Raw genomic sequence first — 21,988 nt, 5'->3', positions numbered from 1 at the left:
TTATAAAAAACACCGGTACTTTTATTTTAAATAAAAATACCGGCATTTTCAAGAAGTAATTATAGCTGCATTACATTGCGCTATGAAGAAGTCCAAGGACTGTATTCAGATCATTTACTCCCATTTGTCCCGGTGCGGAGGCTTTCTTTGCAGCACCGAAGGTCATGGAAGAACCGAATACTTCACCGCAGAGACGGCTGATAACGCCGGTACCTGCCATTGACATGGTGATGATCGGTCTGTCTGCATAGTTTGTGGTCATTTCTTCTGTAGCAGCGAGAAGTGTCAGAACATCTTTTTTATTCTGAGGCATAACTGCAATCTTCGGAATATCAGCGTTCATATCCTGCATCTTGCGGAGACGATAGATGATATCTGCTTTTGCAGGAGTTTTGAAGAAGTCATGGTTGGAAGCGATGACTTTGACTCCGGCTGCGTGAGCACCGTCGATGATTTTTTTTACGATATCATCTCCGGTAAAGATTTCAACATCAACGAGATCTACATATCCGGTCTGTGCAGCTTTGATGTTCAGTTCAGCATAAGCTTCCGGTTCGATAGCTTTTTCGCCGCCTTCTTTGGAAGTACGGAAAGTCATAAGAAGCGGGATGTTTCCAAGAACCTCGCGAAGGTCTTTCAGTACATCTTCTACTTTTGCAAAATCAAATACACCTTCAAACCAGTCTACACGCCATTCAACAACGTCGATCGGAATAGAATCAAATGTTTTTGCTTCTTCAATGATGTCTTCTTTTGTGACGCCAACGATCGGAACGATGATCTTCGGTGCGCCTGTACCAATCTCAATGTCACGGATTTTAACTGTATTCATGATGATTTCCTTTCTTTTTGAATTTTCACCCTGATATTATTTTAATTGTCTGCCTCAGCAAGAGCAACCATTTTTTTGTAACGAATGTTTACAAAGAGACCAAGTACAACACCTGCTGCAGTAAGTACGATGTTCATGATCATAACCTGAGAAGGCTGCATTTTGGATGCTGCTGTCAGGATTGTGTAGTTACACAGAGAAGATGCAATCATAACAAGTGCTGTAACAGTTCCTTTGATCTTAGGGAACAACATGTTGCATACGGATGTTGCAATCTGAAGAAGTCCGCCTGCACCTGCCCATCCGATGATAAATGCACCGGCGATCATCAGTGTCTGGCTCTGGCCTGTAAGAACAACGATCAGAGTTGCAAGGCAGATAACCGGGTAGATAACGATGAAGCGAACATCTTTGATTTTTCTTGTAAGGAGTGCAGTTACTATAAGTGCGATCAGAGTACCTGCAGAGTAGTATGTCTGCATGATGGACGGATCAGCCCAGCCTACATTTTCTTTTGCAAAGTTCTGTGCACAGTTCAGCCATAACTGGAAAGTACCTGTACATGTGAATCCGATCAGGATCATTGCGATGGATTCGAAAGAGAAATGTGTGTGTTTCAGGCTGTCGATAAGTCCTTCTTTTTTGCCGGCTGCTTTTTGGTCAGCATCCGGAAGCGGGAACAGGAATACAAGTACAAAAAGTACGATATAGATAATACCGCATCCGTAGAACAGGCGGTTGTAGGAAGTAAGTCCTGCAGCTGTTGTAGCTACTGTAGCGCCCAGTACGAATGGAAGAAGCATCTGTGCGATTGCGATGAAGAATTTGATTCCCATAGTTGCAACGCCTGGAGCTTTGTAGATGATCTCGGAAACTGCCGGGTAGATACCTGTATCAAGGAAGGAGTTTGCGATACCACCGAGGATTGCACATACATAAGCGATGGTGTAACCACCGTTTGTTCCGGCATTAAATGCAAGTGCAAGACCGATCAGGTAGATTGCATAAGAAGCACTTCCGATTGCTGTGGAAATGCGGCGGCCAAGTTTGTCTGAGAGCGGTCCTGCGAATGGAAGTGCGATCAGACGGCCGAGTCCGAGTGCAGCAGAGATTGCTGTGATTGCCATTGCCTCAACGCCCCATGCGCCTGCAAGCGCGTCCTTAATAACTGCTTGTCCCAGAATAGAGCATCCAACACCGTGGATGAAGTAGTTCAAGTACAAAATCAATGCACTTGGCAGATATTTCTTGTTCATGTTGTTCTCCTTTTCTTAAAAAGTGATTTCGGTTTTCTTTGGGTTCTGTCACAAACTTTAGAAATGCCGTGGTGAATTGTGTTAAAAAAATAACATTTAACTGTATTTTAACAGGTACAATGCATGTGGTCTAATGCTTTTAAAGGGAAAAACTAATGCATTGAATGCATTAATGGTGGTGTGGTATAATAATCAGAAAAGGTAATACGGGGAATTACCGGAATATGGGAGATTATATACAGGAGGAGAAGGAAATGACACTGAATCAGATTCTGTATTTTCAAAAAGTAGCAAGATTGGAAAACTATCATCAGGCAGCGGAAGAACTCTATATTTCACAGCCGTCTTTGAGCCGTTCCATGGCGGCGTTAGAGAGTGAACTCGGTGTGGCTCTTTTTGAAAAGAAAGGCAGAGGAGTGACGCTTACAAAAGCAGGATACCTTTTTCTGGAGCATGCAGACCGGATCGCGGGTGACTGTGATGTGGCGGTCGGTAAGATGCAGGAGCTTTCTTCAGATGGCGGAAAGATTGATATCGGTTATATTTTTCCGCTTGCGGGGCATTATATTCCACATAAAGTACGAAAATTTTTAAATAAAGAAGAAAACAAAAATGTGGTGTTCAATTTCTGGCAGAATCATACACCGGCAATCGCTGCAAAGGTGCGGACCGGCGAGCTTGACGTTGGATTTGGCGGCTATCTTCAGAAAGATGATATGGAATTTTTTCCACTCAGTGCTCAGGAGCTGGTTATAATTACACCGAAACAGCATCCACTTGCCGGAATAAGGGAAGTACCGCTTGCAGAACTGAATCATTATCCGGTAATTGGCTATGAGAAGGAATCCTGGATGGGGACGTATGCAAAACATCTATATAAGAAATATCAGGTCAGTCCAAATATGATTGTAGAATGTCCGGATGAATATTCGATCGTATCTCTTGTAAGGGAAAATTTCGGAATCGCACTGATGCCAAGGACGGATATATTGGAGCAGGCAGAGGGAATCAATATTCACAGTTTGAAGGGACTGGAAATCTATCGTCAGGTATTTATGTTCTGGATGAAAGACCGTTACCGGCTGCCGGCTGTTGAGCGTTTTATTGAATATATGAAGACACAGCAGGATGAAGATGCGAATGATACCGAAAACGTATCAAAAATTTATCTGAAAGATATTGTTAATTTTTAATACAAAGAGTTATGATAATTGTGTCACAAACAAAGGATTGCCACTCGAGTTTATGAATGTTATTTGTGAATGTTACTTACTGATAAGGAGATAATTTCATGAAGAGTGAATACCCAAAGATTTTTGAACCGATCACAATTAAAAGAACTACAATTAAAAACCGTATTGCAATGACCCCGATGGGAACCAACTACGGTGAGACAAGCGGTGAGATGAGTAACCGTCATATGAATTATTACTCACTCCGTGCAAAAGGCGGCACAGGTCTTATCATTCTCGAGAATGCAAATATCGAATATCCGGCAGGATCCAATGGTACAAGCCAGATCCGTATTGACCATGACAGCTTTATGCCGCGTTATTATCAGCTCGTAGAAAACCTTCATAAGAATGGTGCTACAGTCGCAATTCAGGTAAACCATGCCGGTGCTTCCGCATCTTCATCAAGAACCGGAATGGAAACAGTTTCTTCTTCGAACATCCCGACAAAAGCCGGCGGCGAAACACCGCGTCCGATGACAAAAGAAGAAATCCTTACAACTGTTAAAAAATATGGAGAGGCTGCAAAGCGTGTTCAGGCAATCGGATTTGACGCAATCGAGATTCACTGTGGACATTCCTATCTGATGAGCCAGTTCATATCCCCTTACTATAATAAGAGAACAGACGAGTTCGGCGGTTCTGTAGAAAATCGTCTGCGTTTCCCTCGTATGGTACTTGAAGAAGTACGTAAAAATGTAGGACCGTGGTTCCCGATCATCGTTCGTATCTCTGCAGAAGAGAGAGTACCGGGTGGAAATACTCTGGAAGATACACTGGAATATCTGGAGTATATCGATGAGTTTATTGATATGTACGATGTTTCCTGCGGTCTGAATCCATCTCTTCAGTATCAGATCGACTCCAACTATCTTCCGGATGGATGGAGATCTTATATGGCAAGAGCCGTAAAAGATAAATTTAAGAAACCGGTTATCAATGCAGGTAACTACCGTGATCCTGAAGTTGTCGAGAAAATTCTCGAGAGCGGCGACGTAGATATCGTCGGAATGGGACGTGGTCTTATCGCAGACCCGAACTGGGTAAAAAAAGTAGAAAACGGCGAGGAAGATATTATTCGTAAATGTATCTCATGTAACGTGGGATGTGCCGGAAACCGTATCGGTGTAAATCGTCCGATCCGTTGTACAGTTAACCCGGCTGTACCGGAAGGCGATATTTATAAAGCACTCAAAGTTAACAAAAACTGCAATGTTGTAGTTGTAGGTGGTGGTACAGCGGGACTGGAAGCTGCATGTACAGCGGCAGAAGTCGGATGCAACGTATTCGTTCTGGAAAAGAAGGATCACCTTGGAGGTCTCTCCACATTTATTTCAGACCTTCCGAGCAAGACCCGTATGAAAGATTTTCCGAAATATCTGGAAGCACGCGCTGCCAGACTGAAAAATCTTTATGTTTTCCTGAATACAGAAGCAACTGTCGAAAAAGTAAAACAGTTTAAGCCGGACATCGTTGTAAATGCAACCGGTTCTGTACCGCTTGTTCCACCGATCAAAGGTCTCAAAGAAAACATCGAGGCCGGAAATGTGGCTACAATTTTTGATATGATCAACAACCTGAATGCAGGCAAATACCCGGATGAAGCATGCAAGGACAAAAAAGTCGTTGTTGTCGGCGGCGGATCCGTAGGACTTGATGTAATCGAATATTTTGCACCTCGTGGAGCAGAATGTACGATCATTGATATGCTTCCTCAGATTGGTATGCTTGCAGACCCGATCACCAAATGCTCCATGCGTGAAACACATGACAAATATGGCGTGAAGGAATATGTAAACACAGCACTTCAGGAAGTAAAGGAAAATGCATTTACTGTAAAACTTCCGGACGGACAGATTAAGGACATGGAATTCGATCTTGGCTTCAACTGCCTCGGAATGCGTTCCAACAACCCGGTGCTTCCGGAACTTGAAGAAGCATTTAAGGATACAGATACTTATGTATACACCATCGGTGATTCCGTACGTGCCCGCCGTATTATGGAAGGAACCATGGAAGGCCGTGCAATCCTGAACGTGCTGGAATCTCAGGGTTACCTGCACTTAGAACCACTTGAATAAATGATATCAAGGGAGAAAAGGTCCAAATGTCGGTCATGCCTGCATGGCAAGACATTTGAACTTGGATCCCGCCCAAACAAGAGAAAGCAGCGATTTTCATAAATATAAAGAAAAGAGGAAAAAATCATGCCAAACGTAACAGGACATACAGAATTAGTAGGATTAATGGCTTACCCGATCCGTCATACACAGTCACCGACAACACACAACCTTGCATACGACAAAAACGGTGATGACGTTATTCAGCTTGCATTCGAAGTAGACAATGATTCCCTGAAAGATGCTGTTCAGAGTATCCGTGCTCTCAAAATGCTCGGCTCCAACATCTCCATGCCAAACAAAACTGTTGTTCATAAATATCTGGACGAAGTTGACGAAGCAGCAAAATTATGTGGTGCGATCAACACAGTTGTAAACATGCGTGACGAAAACGGACAGGTTACCGGAAAGCTTAAAGGCTACAACACTGACGGTATGGGATACTGGCAGGGACTCAAAGAAGAAGGCATTGATTTCAAAGGAATGAAGATGGTTCTGATCGGAACCGGCGGAGCTGCAACTGCAATCGCTGTACGTGGTGCCCTTGACGGAATCGCAGAGATTGAAATCTTCAACATTAAAGATAAATTCTACAGCCGTGGAGAAGAAATCGTTGATCTGATCAACAAAAACACAAACTGCAAGGCTACTATGAATGACCTTGCAGATCATGATCTCCTCAAAGAAAAAATGCACGCAGCAGATCTTTTCTGTGATGCAACAGGTGTAGGTATGCACCCGCTGGAAGACCTTTCCAACATCCCGGATACTTCTTTCTTCAAGAAAGATCTGATCGTAACAGATACTGTTTATGCACCACGCGAAACTGTTATGATGAAACAGGCAAAAGAAGCAGGATGCGAAAAAGTTTACAATGGTATGAGCATGATGCTGTTCCAGGCACTGATCGCCATCAAACTTTACACAGGAAAAGACACACCGGTAGATTACATGAAAGAAAAACTTGGAATCTAAGTAATCTCAGATTCTGAACATATTTTTGAAGACTCTCCCTTGAGTTGTGAAACTCCATAAGGACTGCGCACTGACATGAAGCCGGTGCGCGGTTTTTTTATGTAATAGGAAATTACTCCGCAATGTTCCTATTACATAAAAATTATGCGCTGAAAGCTGTTGACATCTGATTCACAGGAGAATACTATGAAATCTATCGGTGCTTTTGGGGGGGAGGAGAATTCAAATGATAAAACTTGTTGTCAGTGATGTAGACGGTACTCTGGTAAAGGATGGAACGCTGGAAATCAATCCGGAGTATATGGATGTTATAAAGAAACTGAGAAAAAAAGGAGTTTACTTTGCAGTATGCTCGGGCAGACAGTACAGCAGCGAAAGCCAGCTTTTTGCGCTGGTAAAAGACCAGATCTTTTTTGTATCAGATGGTGGAACACTGATCCGTACATCAGAAAAAATACTGAAGATCCACACACTGCCGGATGAGATCTGGAAGAATATGGCAAAAATGGTTAAGACAGAGCTGCCGGAATGTGATTATTTTATTTCGGGACCAGACAGATGCTTTGCAGAAGATTCCAAAAGCAAGATGTTCTGCTGGCTCAGGGATTCCTATGGATATGATATCCGTGAGGTTCCGGATATGATGCATCTTGAAGGTGAGCAGATCATGAAGATCGCGGTATATAATACGGAACGCTGCGAAGAACTTTGTGCACCGGTTTTTACACCATACTGGAAAGACAAGATAAATCTTGCAGCAGCCGGAAAAGAGTGGATGGACGGAACACCGCTTGGTGCCGATAAACGAAGTGCGGTGGCATTTCTTCAGGAATATCTGGGGATATCGCCGGAAGAAACCTGCGCCTTTGGGGATAACATCAATGATATCGCGATGCTGAAAGATTCCGGATTCAGCTATGCAGTGGCAAATGCCAGAGAAGAAGTGCGCATGGCAGCAAAAGCCGTATGCCCGTCTTATGCAGAAGACGGTGTGTTGAGTGTATTGAAAACGTTGCTGTAAGCAACTGCCGGATAAAGATTGCGGGAATGTAGTTTTATGTCAAATGCCAAAGAAATTCATAAAATACCGAGATCAGACATATTGATTTACAGAAACGCATATGCTATAATGCCAGTAGGCAAAAAAGATATGACGATGTTCCATGTGAACAAAGAACGAACCCTCGTATGTACCACCAATACATGCGAGGGTTCTTCTCTTTTTATTTCAGTGGTTGAGCATCCACTAGGCTATTCGTTGTCCTTGTTATGACTGTCTAACCATTTGCAAATGAGATGGCAAGTCACACCTGCCGCAACAGCCACCAAAAAAGATATGACTATTTCCATGTGTTCACCTCCTCCCGTTGCCGGGTCTCGGTTGGACAACATGATTAGTATAGCATGGGTTAGAACAAATTGGAACATGTATAAATGACTACCCGGTACAAATTAATGCGCCGGGTGTTTTTTTGGTCTTTTGGTCAATTCTTTATGTTTCTTTTTTAACCATTCCTCATATTGCTCTTTAGTTTGAATAGATGAGTCATAATCAGCTGGACAAGGAGAAACTTCTTTTCCCTCGATCAAATCCCTGTAGTAGTAGGATTCTGCAACAAAAGCATTGTAATCTTCGCCACGATTGCGGAGCATATCAACAATGGCTTTATGTTCAATCTGAATAGTATTTCTTTTACGTTTCCGGTCGTTATATTGCTTTTGGAATTTTTTATCAGCAGAACATTTAGGACAAAAATTTGCTCGCCCATCTCTTTTTACAAACATCTTTCGACATATCGGGCAGCTCTTAAGTATGTACTTATAATTTATCAATTCCAAAATATCACGGTAATATAGAAAACCAATGTTTTCAACTATAAAAACAGTCATATACTGATTATTAAATTTTTTCATTATAGTTGGTATTTGTATGCTATTAAAAAATGGCAGCCATTCATCTAATACTTCTGTGTAAAGTTGCTTTTCTTCTTCCGAATTAAGATGACGTTGTTTAGTTGTTAAAATACTTAATAAAAAACTCATTTGAGCTTGCGTTTGGTATATTAAGAGATCATTTAAAAGGCTATCTGAATTACCGAAGATTTGTTTAACATCAGAAAAATAAATCGGCAAATAAACATCTTGCTCAGAATAATAAAAACTGTCGTTAGGTGAATGCCTAGAGTCAAATAACATAATTGCCGCAATACTTTTATCAGATGCAAATATTGTTTTTTGGTGATCGTTTACTCCATCATTACGGCCAATAATTGAGTAAGTTCTTCGGTTTCCAAGTTCAGCCATCCTTTTTCTGTCTTCACAAATTCCATGAAATCATCTTTCTTTTCAGAACGACAATTTTTACACCTGAAAATTATATTGAAGTATTCCAAAGCATGTTTTATTCTGAATTCGAGGATTCATCACTTATTGGAATCCAGCCGGAGGCATGCATTACGCCATTTCTTTCCAGCTAGATTCTGCAGGACATTTTTAACAGGGAGATTCCGGAGGCCGCGCTGATTCTTTCAGAGGCAGAACAGGCTTTCAGGAAAATATGAATAAACTGTCTTCGCATCAGTTTTTCATTTTTTTACATGCCGATACTATATTCTGATTAGACAGAGCAGTTTGTCTGGTAACAATATGTGGCAGTATTTGTGGACAGACTTTTCATGATTTTTCCACAAAATGGAATTCCGATTCGTGTTATTTTTTTACATACTTTTATGGAGAACATGAATTTTATTTATGGTTTATTGACAAAGAAAGTAGAAATAACTAATATAAACGTATATTTGGGACATTGGGGGAAGAATATGTCAGAATTGATATCGGTAATGATTGTAGACGATGAAAAAATGATACTGGAAGACCTGAGTACTATGATTGACTGGGAAGCAGCCGGATATCAGATAATTGCAACAGCTTTTAACGGAAAGCAGGCGCTCAGAAAATACAGGGAACTTCATCCACAGGTGATTTTTACAGATATACGAATGCCATTTATGGATGGTATTGAAATGATATCTGAAATACGTAAGACAGATGAAAAAGTCAGTATAATTCTTCTGACTGCATATGAGGATTTCAGTTATGCAAAAGCAGCGATAAGCCTTGGAATCACTGAATATATAATAAAAAGTGAAATAACTGCAAATTCACTTTCAGACCTTTTGCTTCGGTTAAAAAACAACATTATAAAAGCAGGAAGAAGAGAACGCTATATAACTGACAGAATGCTGGAACAGTTTTTCCTGTCAGAGGAAATGACTGAGAATACTGATATTGAAGCAATTCTTAACAGGCCGGAATATATTATTATGGCAGAGCAGGATCTTCCTGTAAGTTTAAGTGGAGAAAATATACCTGAGGAAATCATTATTCACCGATCAAAGTTTGTTGAAATACTGACAGATGAAAAGGCGGACGGCTGGGAACTGGAAGTCATAACCGCAATTCCAGGACGAAAAATGGTAATTGCATTGAATCCTGATGAGAAGAATTATTCAGACAGAGAAAATAAACTGCTGAAAACAGCACATGAATTTCAGAGCAGGTTACAGAAAAGAACCGGATTCGAATTCACACTTTATATTGTCAGGGGAAAAATCAGCCTTTATGAGTTCAAAAGATTCTATGATGAAAATAAAAGGATTTTTCTGAAGAAATATCTGGAAGGAACAGGAAAAATACACATACTTGACTGCTCTCAGGTACAGGAACTGGAAAAAGAAAGAAATACAGCCAATACGAGAAACGGGATTTCCATGGAAGAAGTGCTGAAAGAAACAGATTCTCAGACAAGAACCAGGAAGCTGAAAGAAATTCTTGATATAGCCGGAAATGATGGAGCAGAGCAGTTTATAAGTGCAGCTCAATCCGGATATATAGCATTAAAACATGCTTATCGAAAAGTATACAATGGAAAAGAAAAAGAGTTTCCACAGATTACTACGTGTTGGAAAAATTGGCTTGATGCAGAAAAGATTATTTTGTGGCTGCAGGAACAGATGGAAGTTTATCATGAATATATTTCACGGGAAGTCAAAGGTTATTCCAGAATAGTAGCTGATGCAGAGGAGTATATTTACCGCTCTTTCAGGAATCCGGATCTCTCGCTTAATGATGTAGCGGCATATGTACATCTGAGTCCTGGATATCTGAGTAGTGAATTCAAAAAAGAAACAGGAGTAACACTGAAAAGTTACCTTACGGATGTAAGGATAGATGCTGCAAAAAAAATGATGGACGAGGGAAAATATAAAATATATGAAATCTGTTCAGCAGTAGGTTATAATTCGAGCCAGTACTTCAGCCAGGCTTTTTATAAGAAAACAGGAATGTTTCCGACAGAGTATTCCAGACAGGGAGGAAGAAAAAACGAAAACTAAATATAAAACATCTTTCAGAAAACGTCTGATGGCCAGCATTCTTACAGGAGGGCTTGTTGCTTTTATCGTGGCAACAGGGATTTCATTTGGTTTTTTTTATCCTACATTTAAAGAGCGTGAAGTGAAAATTTCTGAGAATACAACGGCTTCCCTGTTGCAGCATATGGAAAATACGCTGTCTCTGGTTGAAAATTATATGGAAAATGTTGCTGCTACAGTAGAACAGAATAATGACATTCAAAATTATTTAAAAAACCCGGATGCAAAAAACAGCACCAGTGCGTCTGTAAGACTTAATAACCTTACAAGTTATATGGGGATGATCAGAGGAATTGCAATTGCCGGTCAGAATGCGCCAACAATTGATTCTATGACTAATATTGGGGCAGAAGATTACAAGATAATAGAATCAGATGAGTTTCAGAAGATGATAGAGACTGGATTCAGCCGTTCTTATTCTTCCGTTTATCAGACAAAAATAGGTTCAAAGTCTTATTTTACAGTTGCATATGCCAGAAATTATTATCTGAATAATCAATGGTGCAGTATTGTTATGTTTGTAAATCTGAATAACACATTGAAAGATATGAAGGGACTTGCCGGAAGTAGTCTGGATGCCTGGTATCTGAAGGATAGCAAAGGGAAAATTTTCTATGAGTATGGGACCGATGATAATATTGCAGATATCAAAAATCTGACGGTAGAAATTATTGATAAAGAAAAAAGAAATGAAATGACAGGAGATATTATATTTTATGACAAATCAGCTACCTGTAGTTATGAGATTGCGTCAGTCATTAAAAAAGAGACTATATGGATGGCAATTTTTCCATATATTGGGGGACTGTTTCTCAATTTGATGCTATTCCTTGTGCTTGTTCTGTTTATGAATTACAAAAATGTAAATACCCTGATAAATCCGGTTATGATCCTGTCACAGCGTATGCTTATGGCCGCAAGGGGAAATCTGGACTGCAAAGTAGTGTCTGACAGACAGGATGAGATTGGGCTGCTTGAATCTTCTTTTAACAAAATGATTGATGATCTGAAACACAGTATAGAGGTGATCGGAGAGAAAGAGGCAAAGGAACAGCAGATCCGTTTCAGCCTGCTGGTCAGTCAGATTGACCCACATTTTATTTATAATACAATTAACAGCATCAATTATCTTGCCAGAAAGAAAAGATGCGAAGACATTGTTACAGTCAATTCAGCACTTATAGCAATCCTGAAGGACAGACTCAGGGTGAATGATATACAGATTACAGACACTGTAGCAAATGAAATGAGAATCGTAAACCAGTATATCGTGATAGAAAAATTTATGTATGATGGGAATCTTGATGTGGAATGGAAAATTCCTTCAGAATTTATGGAGGAGCAGATTCCTAAAAACATGATTCAGCCATTAGTTGAAAATTCTCTGTTTCATGGTCTGATCGATGAGGAAAGTGGAGAATTCTGTGGAAAAATTATAATCGGTGTATATAAAAATGAAAGAGACAATCTTGTTTTGTCTGTAGAAGATGATGGAGGCGGAATGGAAACAGAGAAACTGGCTGAGGTCAAGAGTATGAGATTTAACCCTGAGGACAGGGGGAAGAAAATCGGACTGTCAAATATCCGTGGACGACTTTATTATCTTTATGGAAATACGGACTGTATGCAGATTGAAAGTGAGATGGGCAAAGGTACAAAGATAACAATAGAATTTGGAGAAAACTAAGTGAATGCTGTTGGACATGACGGATTTACGCATGTGCAACAGCATTTTTTTGTGTAATAGCATAATGATGTTGAAAAAATAATATAAAAAAAGACGGAAAATCTAACAAAATATGAAAAAAATCATCTTTATTGCACAAAAGAACTGGCCTATAATAAATCCAGAAATTAAGGAAACACAAAGAAATGCAAAGATGTGCGGGGTGAAAGAATGGCTGAGCAGGAAAAATATTTATTCCGGGCAGAAAAAATAAGCAAATCATTTGGAACAGTACATGCGCTGAAAGAGTTTGATATTTCCATAAAGGCCGGAGAAATAAGAGGTCTGGTTGGAGAAAACGGATCAGGAAAATCAACTTTTTCATCAATTGTAGCCGGAATGCAGAAATATGACAGTGGAACAATGTATCTGGATGGAAAACCATATGAACCAGCGGGAACAGTAGATGCGGTGAACCATGGAGTCAGCATGGTAGTTCAGGAACAGGGAACAATTTCAAAGATTTCTGTCGCAGCAAATATCTTTTTTGGTAAAGAAAATAAATTTGCAAAAGGCGGAGTACTGAATGTTAAGGAGATGAATAAGGAAGCTGCCAGGGCACTTCAGAGTATCTATGTAGACAATATAAAACCAGATGAGATGATAGACCAGCTGTCATTTGAAGACCGTAAACTGGTTGAGCTGGCGAGAGCGTTGTATACTTCTCCGAAAATCTGGATTATTGATGAAACAACTACAGCATTATCTGTTTCAGGACGTGAGCTTTTGTATAAGCTGATGAAAGAAAAAAGAGATGAGGGAAAGGCAATCCTGTTTATTTCTCATGATATTGATGAGATTATGGATAAATGTGATTCACTGACTGTATTGCGTGACGGATTGTTTGTGGCAAATCTGCAGAAAGAAGAATTTGATGCGGACAAAATCAGACAGCTTCTGATTGGTCGTGAACTCTCGGGCCATTATTACAGAGAAGATGAAGGTGTGCCGGTCAGTGATGAGGTTGTTCTTGAGAGCCGGAATGTTACAGCAGGTTCCCTGGAAAATCTTACGATTCAGCTGCATAAAGGTGAAATCCTTGGAGTTGGCGGCCTGAGTGATTGTGGTATGCATGATGTAGGAAAAGCACTGTTTGGACTTCTGAAGCCTGAAGCAGGTGTGGTACTGAAAAATCATAAAGACTGCGTAAAAAATGCCTCCTGGGCCGTAAAACATGGAATTGGCTATGTTTCAAAGAACAGAGATCAGGAATCGTTGATGTTGATCAGCAGTATAGCAGATAATATCTGCCTTCCATCTCTGAAAGACATTACACCGGTTGGTCCAATATCAGATAAGAAGCAGAAACAGCTTGCAGAAAAATGGTCAAAGAGGATGGAGGTAAAAGCAGATTCCATCAAAGTTTTCTGTAATACGCTGAGCGGTGGAAACAAGCAGAAAGTTGTACTGGCAAAATGGCTGGGAAAAGGTTCAGACATAATGATTCTTGACTGTCCTACCAGAGGAATTGATGTTGGTACGAAAGCTGCAATTTATCAGCTGATCATGCAGATGAAAGAAGAAGGAAAATCTATTCTGCTGATTTCAGAGGAACTGCAGGAACTGATCGGAATGTCTGACAGAATTATTCTTCTTAAAGACGGAGCCGTTTCAGGAGAATTTCATCGAAGTGATGGTCTGACTGAAGCGAAGCTGATACAGAAAATGATTTAAGGGGTGAGCGGGATGGAAAACAGCAAAGTATCAGAGACTCCAAAGAGAAATATAAAAGAACTGCTGATAAATAATTTTGCATTTCTTGGTTTGGTACTTGTTCTTGTATTATTTGAGATACTGACAGGTGGAAAACTTCTGGGACAGCGAAATCTGATGAATATTTTTAACAATTTCTTCAGCATTGCATTATGTTCCATGATGTATACATTTGTTATGGCTCTTGGCGAACTGGATCTTTCAGTTGGAGCTATTGTAGGTTTCTCTTCGGCAATGGGGGCTTTTTCAGCAACGATCAGTCCGGTACTGATCTTGCCTGTTGCATTGATCACAGGACTTGGAATTGGTTTCATAAGTGGATTTGCAACGGCTTATCTGCGGGTTGAATCTTTTATTGGAACACTGGCAGTTTCATTTATTTTCCGTGGACTGACAACGTATTATCTGAATGGTTCAGTAGGAATTCCGATTTCAATGCGAGTGTTTGATGAAGACTGGGTAAAAATTCTTACAATGGTAATTGTTCTGATAATTTCAGGAGTGCTTTTTCAGAAATGCGCATTCGGAAAAAACTGTCGTGCTGTTGGAGCTTCCAGAGAAGCGGCAAGACAGTCCGGTGTGAATGTTGAAAGAACAAGGATGATATCGTTTATGTTAGTAGGTCTTATATGTGGCCTGATTGGATTTTTCACTCTTGTAAGAGCCTGTACAGCTTCTTCAAAAACAGGAAATGCATTTGAGTTTGATGTTCTTCTTGCAGTTCTGTTCGGGGGAATGCCTCTTTCCGGTGGCTGGAATGTCAAGTTCCGTGCAGCAATTATCGGAAGCGTGGCAATGGCATTATTAAAGAGCGGAATGTCACTTGTTGGAATTGATGGTCTGACGCAGCAGGTTGTTCAGGGAATTATTCTTATTATAGTAGTGGCTATTTCCTTTGACCGCAGAAGCGCAGCTGTAATTAAATAAATTCTGGATTTATTAACATGTAATTATGAGCAGAAATGCTCACAAAAAGAAACTATATAATTTTAAGGAGGAAAGAAATATGAAATTAAGAAGACTTGTAGCAATCGGGATGACAGTAGCTCTGTCTGCAACAATGTTCTCAGGGGTCAGTGTATATGCTGATAATTCAGATCCGGAACCGTTTAAAATTGGATTTCCGTGGGATACCGCAAATACAGACCCGACATGGATCTCTATTTACAACAACGTAAAAGCTTCTGTAGAATCTGCCGGTGGTGAACTGGTAAATGTAGTAACTGACAACTCAGCAGATGGACTGATCGATAACATCAGCGAACTTATCAGTCGGGATGTTGATGGTATCCTGTTTATGCCGGCTTCCGATTCCATGCTTCCTGCAGTTGATGCAATGTGTGCAGATGCAGGTGTTTACTGGGGAACAATGTTCCGTACGATCAGTGATGATGATATCCGTGAGGCAATGTATGACTCAGAATGGTATGCCGGTGGCTGCAATGAAGATGATGAAACCTGTGCTTCCAATATTGTAAAATCAATGGCAGATATGGGCGTTACAGATTTAGGTGTCATCAATATTGCAAAAGGTGATACTTCCTCAGATCTCCGTGACAAAGGTGCTGCTGAAGGTGCAGAAGAAGCAGGAGTTAATATTTTAAATACAACGTATGATATTTCTGTAACAACAGATATGACGAAAACTATTGAAAGTTATATCGCAGCATATCCGGAAATGAATGGTATTCTTGTACTTGGAACATATTGTGGTGGCGCAATTCCGACAATTGAAAAAGCACTTGCAGATCATGATAAAGCAGGTGATATCAAAGTCGGCAGAATTGATTTTGAAACAACACTTGGTGATTATCTGAAAGAGGGAACATTCAACGTATCTTACGGTGGACAGCAGCAGATCGATCCGCTTGTATCAGCAGTTATTCTTGTAAACAAAGTAATCGGTACCCCTATCGTTGAAGAAGGACCTACCAACATTATCACACCATATCTTGAACTTACAACAGCAGAAGAGGCCGATCAGTTCAATGAATACTTCCTTGGTGATGATGCCGTTTACACAGCTGATGAAATCAAAGATAAAATGATCAAATTCTACAATCCTGATATTGATATGGATTATATGAATGATCTTATCTCTACATTCTCAATTGCTGATGTTGTTGAGCGTCATAGCAAATAAGCAGTTGCAGATATAACTGCAAAATAAGGAGATGAAACCAATATGAAACGATTTTTGATAAATACACTGAAAGTAATCATGCTGCCTGTAATCGTTTATCTGATCTTCTTGGTTATTTGCTTTGAAAGGTTCAGTAACTGGAATTGTATTTACACGATTTTTCTTCAGACAATTATACCCACTATTACCGCTTATGCTATTGCATATGGAAATATCTGTGGAATATTTGATTTTACAATTGGTTCGAGACTGGTTATCAGCGGTGTGGTTGGAGGCCTTCTTGCTGCACAGTATGGTCTGGCAGGAATGATCCTGGGAGCAGTCCTGAGTGCAATTGTAGTAGGCATTATTACAGGTGTTCTTAACTGGTGGTTAAAGATTCCGTCACTTGTTCTGACAATGGGACTGACGATGGTGTTTGAGATCATTGGTTCAAAACTTGCAGGACACTACGGATTTGTGCAGATTGATAATAAGTATGCGATTTTTGGGTCTTCACCGAACATAGTTATTGTCTTTGTTTTGTCAGCAGCTCTGTTCTACTTTATCTTTAACCGTACTGTGTTCAGCTTTCATATGCGGGCAGTTGGAAGTAACGAAGTTGTAGCGAAAAATTCTGGTATCAAAACAGATCTGGTTAAATGCAAGTCAATTGTATACGGAAGTGTATTTATCGGAATCGCAGCAATTCTTACCCTTAGTCAGTCTGGTTCAGTTGGGGCGCAGACAAGTCTTGGCAGTGTAACAATTATGTTTAAACCATTGATCAGTATTTTGCTGGCACTGGTATTACAGAGAATCTGTAATCTGACAATTGGAATATTTATTGCTCAGTTTACTTTAAACATTATTTTTATTGGCCTGATCGCAGCAGGACTTCCGGACACATTCCAGAATGTAGTACTTGGATTATTCCTCCTGATAGTAATGATCCTGTTTGAAAATTCAGGAAGAATAGAAGAACTCAGAGAAAAAAGAAAAGTCAGACAGAAAGCACTGAGTGCATCATAACTGTTTGGAAAGGAGTCAGAAAATGAAATATCCAGTTTTAACAGCAGAGGAACGCAGGCAGCGATTGGAACCTCCACGAAAAAAAATTCATGCAGTAATTGATTCAGATACTTATAATGAGGTGGATGATCAGTTCGCAATCTCATACGCAATGCTTTCACCGGAAAAAATAGAAATGGAAGCTGTTTATGCAGCACCGTTCTCATCTGACTTTTTTGCACGTCTGATGCAGACGGATGGAGTTGCAATTCCGATGACAGGAGATCTTCAGGAAGGTCTTGAATTGAGCTATCAGGAAATACTTAAGCTTATGAAACTCCTTGGAAGGGCAGACTTCAATGACAGGATATTCCGCGGATCAGAAAGGTATATGACCGTAAAAGATGAGCCTGTTGACAGTGATGCAGCCCGTGATCTGGTAAAGAGAGTTCATGAATGCGAGGATGTACTTTATGTCATAGCTATTGGCGAGATTACAAATGTTGCCTCAGCAATTCTTATGGATCCTGAAATCATAAAGAAGATGGTTGTGGTCTGGCTGTCAGGACAACCGCTGTATTGGCCGCATGCAATAGAATTTAATCTTGGCCAGGATGTTCTGGCTTCGCAGGTAATTCTGGATAGCGGAGTTCCACTGGTTCTGGTACCGTGTATGTCAGTAGCTTCTTATCTATCAGTTACTGGTCCAGAACTGGAATACCATATCAAAGGAAAGAGCAAAGTAGGAACTTATTTATGCGAAACAGTTACGAGCCAGATGTCTCAGAAAATGGCACAGAACTGGCTGGATCTTTTCCATCAGACATATTGTGCCGGATTGGATGATTATGGAGATGAGGGTGCGCCGACAACGGATTCTATGCTTTCACCTTCAAGAATTATCTGGGATATTTCTACCGTAGGTTACGTAGTTAATCCAAACTGGTGTCCGTCTGCATTGGTTCCAACTCCAAGACTGACACAAGATCTGAAATGGGAACAGGATGAAACCCGGCATGAAATGAGACTTGTTCGCTTTATTTATCGTGATGCACTTCTGGGAGATATGTTCAGCAAACTTCAGAAGGCTCCAAAATAATAACAAATAGAAAGAGCGGCTGATCGTGAAAGCAGATTGAGCCGCTCTTTTACTTTTAATATGGAGGTTGAGATTATGAAAGTGTTAAATTATGGTTCTTTGAATGTGGATTATGTATATACAGTAGATCATATTATAGTTGGCGGAGAAACAGAACATTCTTCAAAGCTCGAGGTGTTCAGTGGAGGTAAAGGTCTGAATCAGTCTATTGCACTGGCAAAAGCAGGAATTCCTGTCTATCATGCAAGTATCGTTGGAATTGATGGAGATATTTTGCTGGAAGCATGTGAAGATGCCGGAGTTAATAAAAAATATATCCGCAGGCTTCCTGTAAAGGGTGGGCATACCATGATTCAGGTGGATAAAAATGCACAGAACTGTATTATCTTATATGGTGGAACTAACCAGATGCAGACAAAGGAATTTGTAGATGAAGTGCTGGCAGATTTTGGAGAGGGTGATTATCTGATCTTGCAGAATGAAATTAATATGCTTGATTATATTATTGATAAAGCATACGAAAAAAAGATGAAGATAATTCTGAATCCATCGCCTTTTGATGAAAAACTGGATAATTGTGATCTTGGAAAAATATACCTGTTTCTGCTGAATGAGATTGAGGGGGAACAGATTACAGGATATAAAGACAAGAATCAGATTTTGAATGCCATGGCAGAGAAATTTCCAAATGCTCGTTTTGTGCTTACACTGGGAAGTGATGGCGCTTTTTATTATGATGGTAAAGTAAAAATATTTCAGGATATTTTTAAAGTTAAAGCAGTTGATACTACTGCGGCAGGTGATACATTTACCGGATATTTTATTGCAGCAATGATTGAAGGCAGAAGTGTATCAGATGCTTTGAGAATGGCTGCAAAAGCATCATCTATTGCTGTGTCAAGACCGGGAGCAACTCCGTCGATTCCGACAGTTGATGAAGTGAAAAAAGAGCTTGTAATGAAAGATTAATTTTAAGATAATTTATTGATTTCTGATAACATGTCGTTTAAACCATAAATATGGCACTTCTTTTTTATACGTTTTATATGGTAACAGAAAGGTAAAAAGACATGTCAGAATTTTCGATAATGCTGGAAGAATTTATAAAGGAAAAAGATGTTCAGATTTCAGAGCTTGCCAGATACTGTGGAATTGACAGAAAAAATCTTTTCAGATTGCTTCAAGGAAAAGAAAATCTGCCTGAAGAGGATGTCGTACAGAAAATGTCACTGTTTATGAAACTGACACCATTTGAACATAAATATTTTTATGAAGCATATCAGATCAGTGTGGTGGGCAGAGAACGCTATTTTATGCAGAGACAGGTGCTGGATTTGATCCAACATTTTCCGGAAAGCTTTAAACCGACAGTGGAAGGAAATATCAGGGAGCTTCATGATAAAAACATACTTCAATGTCTATTTTCAGTACCAATGTCGTGACTCCAAGCATTCATTGGGTAAAACAGGGTGCACGAAATAAGCCTACTATGGAAAAAAGGAAAATTTACAAGTGCCTGGAGACTGTATGGTTACAGAAAGTCAGAAGAAGACCATCATCAGCTGATTGTTGATGAAGAAGCTGCAGAACATCTGAAAAGTATATTTTCTATGTATATGGATGGCAGGAACTATAGTGATATTGCAAGGCAGCTCAATAAAGATGGAGTTTTATCGCCGACTTTACAGAGAAAATTCTATAAAACCGGTAAAAAGCCGCTTCCGGAGTCAAAACCCTGGAACAATTATGAAGTGAAACGAGTTCTTCAGGAGGTTCATTGCACAGGTGATTCGGTATATGGAAAGTTTCAGTATAGCGTTTTTCAGGGAAATAAACAGAGAAACCGACCAGAGAATGAATGGCTGCATGTGGAGAACACACATGAAGGAATTATAGATAGAGAGTTGTTTCAGAAGGTACAATCTAAAATACAGGAATATATGGAAGCGTATAAGAAGAAACATCAGCAGAACAATGGGGCTATTCGAAATCATAATTTCTATACAGGAAAGATATGGTGCGGAGGCTGTGGCAACCGTATGACGTTGTCCAGAGAAAGAAATGGCAGATGCCTTTGTGGATTCAATTATTATCCTATGTATAGCCTGGATTTGTCCAAGAAAATTTCATTAGCAATGCAGACGAGAACAAAAAATGGTACACGTCTTCCGGTAAATGCCAGATATGGCTATAAAAAAGGAAAGGATGGAAGGCTAGAAGTTGATCCGGAAGCTGCAAAAGTTGTGAAAATGATTTTTCAGATGGCAGCAGAGGGAACAAGTTTTGCAGATATTACAAGGGAATTGAACAGATAGGCGATTGCCACTTGTGATAAGCAGAAATTATCAAGAGGGGATCAGGTGCAGTTCCAGAGGTTTGACACGATCAAAAAGAAACACTGGAGTGCTACGACAGTAGCGGCAATTGTCCGGGATGAGATTTATATTGGAACAAGAATCTGGGGCAAAACACGTTGCAGTATGCATACTGGTCATAAAGCAGTTCTGAATGATGAAACAGAATGGGTTCGCCTGGAAAATCATCATACGGCAATTATAGACAGGGCATTCTCTGCTAAAAGAAACAGAGCATCTACTGAAATGCTTAGATGCCTGAACCAATGGAGATCCTGTGTGCCGAAGTCTGGTGATCCTGCGGGAACCGCTGGAGGAGAATATCCTTGGGCTTGTCCATCAGTATGCAGCGTCAATGTTGGAAAAAGGAAAGAATGTATCTTCCAAAAGGCAATGTGAATGTAAAGAGATCAATACTGCAGAATTGCAAAAACAGAGCCGACAGTTGACCTCGGAAAGGATGAAACTCTATGATGATTACAAAGATGGTCGTATGGAGCGCGATTCGCATAAGCAGAGAGCTGAAAAGATAAGTGTACGGCTGGATGAAATAAAACGAAAGATAGAAGATGCAGAGAATAGCAAAAAGCTTATTGAACAAAATGAACTTTCTGATAAAATAAAACTAAAAGATTTCTTGGGAATTCAGAAGTTCGATACAGAGAAGTTGCGTGAGATTATCAAGGTGGTCCGTGTTCATAGTCAGGATGAAATTGAAATCGAATGGAATTTTGACGATATTTTTCAGAACAGAGATAACTTGAGCAGGACAAGAATGACTTATCAGAAGATAATAAAGGTGCTGGGACTACCTGATGGAAGCGTCAGATAGTCTTCGGTAGAAAAAAATAAAATTTTTTTGTCCTATATTTGACACATCCATATATCTTAAGACATACATTTTGCACCAGATGTGCGGAGTCCGGCATGGATGTAAAAGTTTTGCAAACAATCATGGAGCATTCAAATATAGCAGTTACAATGGAGGTCTACAATCATGTTGATGAAATACGAGTACAGAACGAAATGAAAAAACTGGAAAATGTGATGTGATAATCAAAGCCATTCCCTACTATTGGGCATGGCTTTTTAAATACAATTTTATACCAAATTTT

At 39.9% G+C, this 21,988-nt stretch carries 21 protein-coding genes; 18 read left to right on the top strand and 3 right to left on the bottom strand.

The features are described from left to right. Positions 1 to 70 precede the first annotated feature (70 nt). Together aroD and BQ7344_RS07325 are read right to left on the bottom strand one after the other, a co-directional pair. A complete protein-coding gene (gene aroD, locus BQ7344_RS07330) occupies positions 71 to 832 on the bottom strand; it encodes a type I 3-dehydroquinate dehydratase (RefSeq protein WP_072522055.1) in 762 nt (253 codons plus the stop codon). 41 nt (positions 833 to 873) lie between these two features. Further along, positions 874 to 2,088: an MFS transporter gene (locus BQ7344_RS07325; protein ID WP_072522054.1), complete on the bottom strand. Its 1,215-nt coding sequence runs from the start codon at positions 2,086 to 2,088 to the stop codon at positions 874 to 876. A 254-nt stretch (positions 2,089 to 2,342) separates the two neighbouring features. Between BQ7344_RS07325 and BQ7344_RS07320 the strand changes: the two genes are divergently transcribed. From BQ7344_RS07320 to BQ7344_RS07305, 4 genes are all read left to right on the top strand, one after another. Continuing rightward, positions 2,343 to 3,281: a LysR family transcriptional regulator gene (locus BQ7344_RS07320; RefSeq protein ID WP_072522053.1), complete on the top strand. Its 939-nt coding sequence runs from the start codon at positions 2,343 to 2,345 to the stop codon at positions 3,279 to 3,281. 98 nt (positions 3,282 to 3,379) lie between these two features. Continuing rightward, positions 3,380 to 5,401, top strand: a complete 2,022-nt coding sequence (locus BQ7344_RS07315; RefSeq protein ID WP_072522052.1) for an oxidoreductase — start codon at positions 3,380 to 3,382, stop codon at positions 5,399 to 5,401. 123 nt (positions 5,402 to 5,524) lie between these two features. Next, a complete protein-coding gene (locus BQ7344_RS07310; protein WP_334290851.1) occupies positions 5,525 to 6,415 on the top strand; it encodes a quinate/shikimate dehydrogenase in 891 nt (296 codons plus the stop codon). Positions 6,416 to 6,641: 226 nt separating this feature from the next. Further along, complete coding sequence (locus BQ7344_RS07305) at positions 6,642 to 7,436, top strand: Cof-type HAD-IIB family hydrolase (RefSeq protein ID WP_072522051.1); 795 nt, start codon at positions 6,642 to 6,644, stop codon at positions 7,434 to 7,436. Between the two features lie 431 nt (positions 7,437 to 7,867). Here the strand turns inward: BQ7344_RS07305 and BQ7344_RS07300 are convergent, their stop codons facing one another. After that, positions 7,868 to 8,719 (bottom strand): hypothetical protein, encoded by an 852-nt coding sequence (locus tag BQ7344_RS07300; protein WP_072522050.1) that lies wholly within the window; start codon positions 8,717 to 8,719, stop codon positions 7,868 to 7,870. Between the two features lie 515 nt (positions 8,720 to 9,234). Here BQ7344_RS07300 and BQ7344_RS07295 point away from each other — a divergent pair. The 14 genes from BQ7344_RS07295 to BQ7344_RS07240 all read left to right on the top strand — a co-directional run bounded on the left by BQ7344_RS07295 (position 9,235) and on the right by BQ7344_RS07240 (position 21,926). After that, complete coding sequence (locus tag BQ7344_RS07295) at positions 9,235 to 10,809, top strand: response regulator transcription factor (RefSeq protein ID WP_072522049.1); 1,575 nt, start codon at positions 9,235 to 9,237, stop codon at positions 10,807 to 10,809. 163 nt (positions 10,810 to 10,972) lie between these two features. Then, a complete protein-coding gene (locus tag BQ7344_RS07290) occupies positions 10,973 to 12,535 on the top strand; it encodes a sensor histidine kinase (RefSeq protein ID WP_159431363.1) in 1,563 nt (520 codons plus the stop codon). A gap of 112 nt (positions 12,536 to 12,647) precedes the next feature. Further along, the gene (locus tag BQ7344_RS16170; protein WP_159431362.1) at positions 12,648 to 12,788 is read left to right on the top strand and encodes a hypothetical protein; all 141 of its coding nucleotides are present in this window, start codon (positions 12,648 to 12,650) and stop codon (positions 12,786 to 12,788) included. Continuing rightward, the gene (locus BQ7344_RS07285; RefSeq protein WP_072522047.1) at positions 12,746 to 14,248 is read left to right on the top strand and encodes a sugar ABC transporter ATP-binding protein; all 1,503 of its coding nucleotides are present in this window, start codon (positions 12,746 to 12,748) and stop codon (positions 14,246 to 14,248) included. The genes BQ7344_RS16170 and BQ7344_RS07285 overlap by 43 nt, the downstream gene beginning before the upstream one ends. A 12-nt stretch (positions 14,249 to 14,260) precedes the next feature. Further along, positions 14,261 to 15,214, top strand: a complete 954-nt coding sequence (locus BQ7344_RS07280) for an ABC transporter permease (protein WP_072522046.1) — start codon at positions 14,261 to 14,263, stop codon at positions 15,212 to 15,214. A 79-nt stretch (positions 15,215 to 15,293) separates the two neighbouring features. Beyond that, complete coding sequence (locus BQ7344_RS07275) at positions 15,294 to 16,430, top strand: sugar ABC transporter substrate-binding protein (protein ID WP_072522045.1); 1,137 nt, start codon at positions 15,294 to 15,296, stop codon at positions 16,428 to 16,430. Positions 16,431 to 16,472: 42 nt separating this feature from the next. Next, positions 16,473 to 17,441 (top strand): ABC transporter permease, encoded by a 969-nt coding sequence (locus tag BQ7344_RS07270; RefSeq protein ID WP_072522044.1) that lies wholly within the window; start codon positions 16,473 to 16,475, stop codon positions 17,439 to 17,441. A gap of 22 nt (positions 17,442 to 17,463) precedes the next feature. Further along, complete coding sequence (locus tag BQ7344_RS07265) at positions 17,464 to 18,519, top strand: nucleoside hydrolase (RefSeq protein ID WP_072522043.1); 1,056 nt, start codon at positions 17,464 to 17,466, stop codon at positions 18,517 to 18,519. 75 nt (positions 18,520 to 18,594) lie between these two features. Continuing rightward, positions 18,595 to 19,488, top strand: coding sequence for a ribokinase (locus BQ7344_RS07260; protein WP_072522042.1), 894 nt, complete (start codon positions 18,595 to 18,597; stop codon positions 19,486 to 19,488). 101 nt (positions 19,489 to 19,589) lie between these two features. Further along, on the top strand, positions 19,590 to 19,961 hold the full coding sequence (locus tag BQ7344_RS07255) for a helix-turn-helix domain-containing protein (RefSeq protein WP_072522041.1): 372 nt from the start codon (positions 19,590 to 19,592) through the stop codon (positions 19,959 to 19,961). Positions 19,962 to 19,988: 27 nt separating this feature from the next. Beyond that, complete coding sequence (locus BQ7344_RS07250; protein WP_235816069.1) at positions 19,989 to 20,834, top strand: recombinase family protein; 846 nt, start codon at positions 19,989 to 19,991, stop codon at positions 20,832 to 20,834. A 45-nt stretch (positions 20,835 to 20,879) separates the two neighbouring features. Then, positions 20,880 to 21,272 carry a recombinase family protein gene (locus BQ7344_RS16480; RefSeq protein WP_235816068.1) on the top strand — a complete coding sequence of 131 codons (393 nt, stop codon included), beginning with the start codon at positions 20,880 to 20,882 and terminating at the stop codon, positions 21,270 to 21,272. A gap of 61 nt (positions 21,273 to 21,333) precedes the next feature. Next, entirely contained in the window at positions 21,334 to 21,705 is a 372-nt protein-coding gene (locus tag BQ7344_RS16475) for a hypothetical protein (protein WP_235816067.1), read from the top strand. A gap of 38 nt (positions 21,706 to 21,743) precedes the next feature. Beyond that, positions 21,744 to 21,926: a tyrosine-type recombinase/integrase gene (locus BQ7344_RS07240; RefSeq protein WP_072522040.1), complete on the top strand. Its 183-nt coding sequence runs from the start codon at positions 21,744 to 21,746 to the stop codon at positions 21,924 to 21,926. Positions 21,927 to 21,988 lie beyond the last annotated feature (62 nt).

The organism is Blautia sp. Marseille-P3087 (genome assembly GCF_900120195.1).
Classification (GTDB): domain Bacteria; phylum Bacillota; class Clostridia; order Lachnospirales; family Lachnospiraceae; genus Blautia_A.
This window is presented reverse-complemented; position numbering and strand designations above follow the sequence as displayed.

Bases quoted from the DNA above. Each gene is read 5' to 3' on its own strand.
- BQ7344_RS07285 (WP_072522047.1), top strand. From the start codon at position 12,746: ATGGCTGAGCAGGAAAAATATTTATTCCGGGCAGAAAAAATAAGCAAA.
- BQ7344_RS07280 (WP_072522046.1), top strand. From the start codon at position 14,261: ATGGAAAACAGCAAAGTATCAGAGACTCCAAAGAGAAATATAAAAGAA.
- BQ7344_RS07305 (WP_072522051.1), top strand. From the start codon at position 6,642: ATGATAAAACTTGTTGTCAGTGATGTAGACGGTACTCTGGTAAAGGAT.
- BQ7344_RS07255 (WP_072522041.1), top strand. From the start codon at position 19,590: ATGTCAGAATTTTCGATAATGCTGGAAGAATTTATAAAGGAAAAAGAT.
- BQ7344_RS16170 (WP_159431362.1), top strand. From the start codon at position 12,648: ATGAAAAAAATCATCTTTATTGCACAAAAGAACTGGCCTATAATAAAT.
- BQ7344_RS07320 (WP_072522053.1), top strand. From the start codon at position 2,343: ATGACACTGAATCAGATTCTGTATTTTCAAAAAGTAGCAAGATTGGAA.
- BQ7344_RS07295 (WP_072522049.1), top strand. From the start codon at position 9,235: ATGTCAGAATTGATATCGGTAATGATTGTAGACGATGAAAAAATGATA.
- BQ7344_RS07265 (WP_072522043.1), top strand. From the start codon at position 17,464: ATGAAATATCCAGTTTTAACAGCAGAGGAACGCAGGCAGCGATTGGAA.
- BQ7344_RS07315 (WP_072522052.1), top strand. From the start codon at position 3,380: ATGAAGAGTGAATACCCAAAGATTTTTGAACCGATCACAATTAAAAGA.
- BQ7344_RS07275 (WP_072522045.1), top strand. From the start codon at position 15,294: ATGAAATTAAGAAGACTTGTAGCAATCGGGATGACAGTAGCTCTGTCT.
- BQ7344_RS07300 (WP_072522050.1), bottom strand. From the start codon at position 8,719: ATGGCTGAACTTGGAAACCGAAGAACTTACTCAATTATTGGCCGTAAT.
- BQ7344_RS07290 (WP_159431363.1), top strand. From the start codon at position 10,973: ATGGAAAATACGCTGTCTCTGGTTGAAAATTATATGGAAAATGTTGCT.
- BQ7344_RS07270 (WP_072522044.1), top strand. From the start codon at position 16,473: ATGAAACGATTTTTGATAAATACACTGAAAGTAATCATGCTGCCTGTA.
- BQ7344_RS16475 (WP_235816067.1), top strand. From the start codon at position 21,334: ATGAAACTCTATGATGATTACAAAGATGGTCGTATGGAGCGCGATTCG.
- BQ7344_RS07260 (WP_072522042.1), top strand. From the start codon at position 18,595: ATGAAAGTGTTAAATTATGGTTCTTTGAATGTGGATTATGTATATACA.
- BQ7344_RS07325 (WP_072522054.1), bottom strand. From the start codon at position 2,088: ATGAACAAGAAATATCTGCCAAGTGCATTGATTTTGTACTTGAACTAC.
- aroD (WP_072522055.1), bottom strand. From the start codon at position 832: ATGAATACAGTTAAAATCCGTGACATTGAGATTGGTACAGGCGCACCG.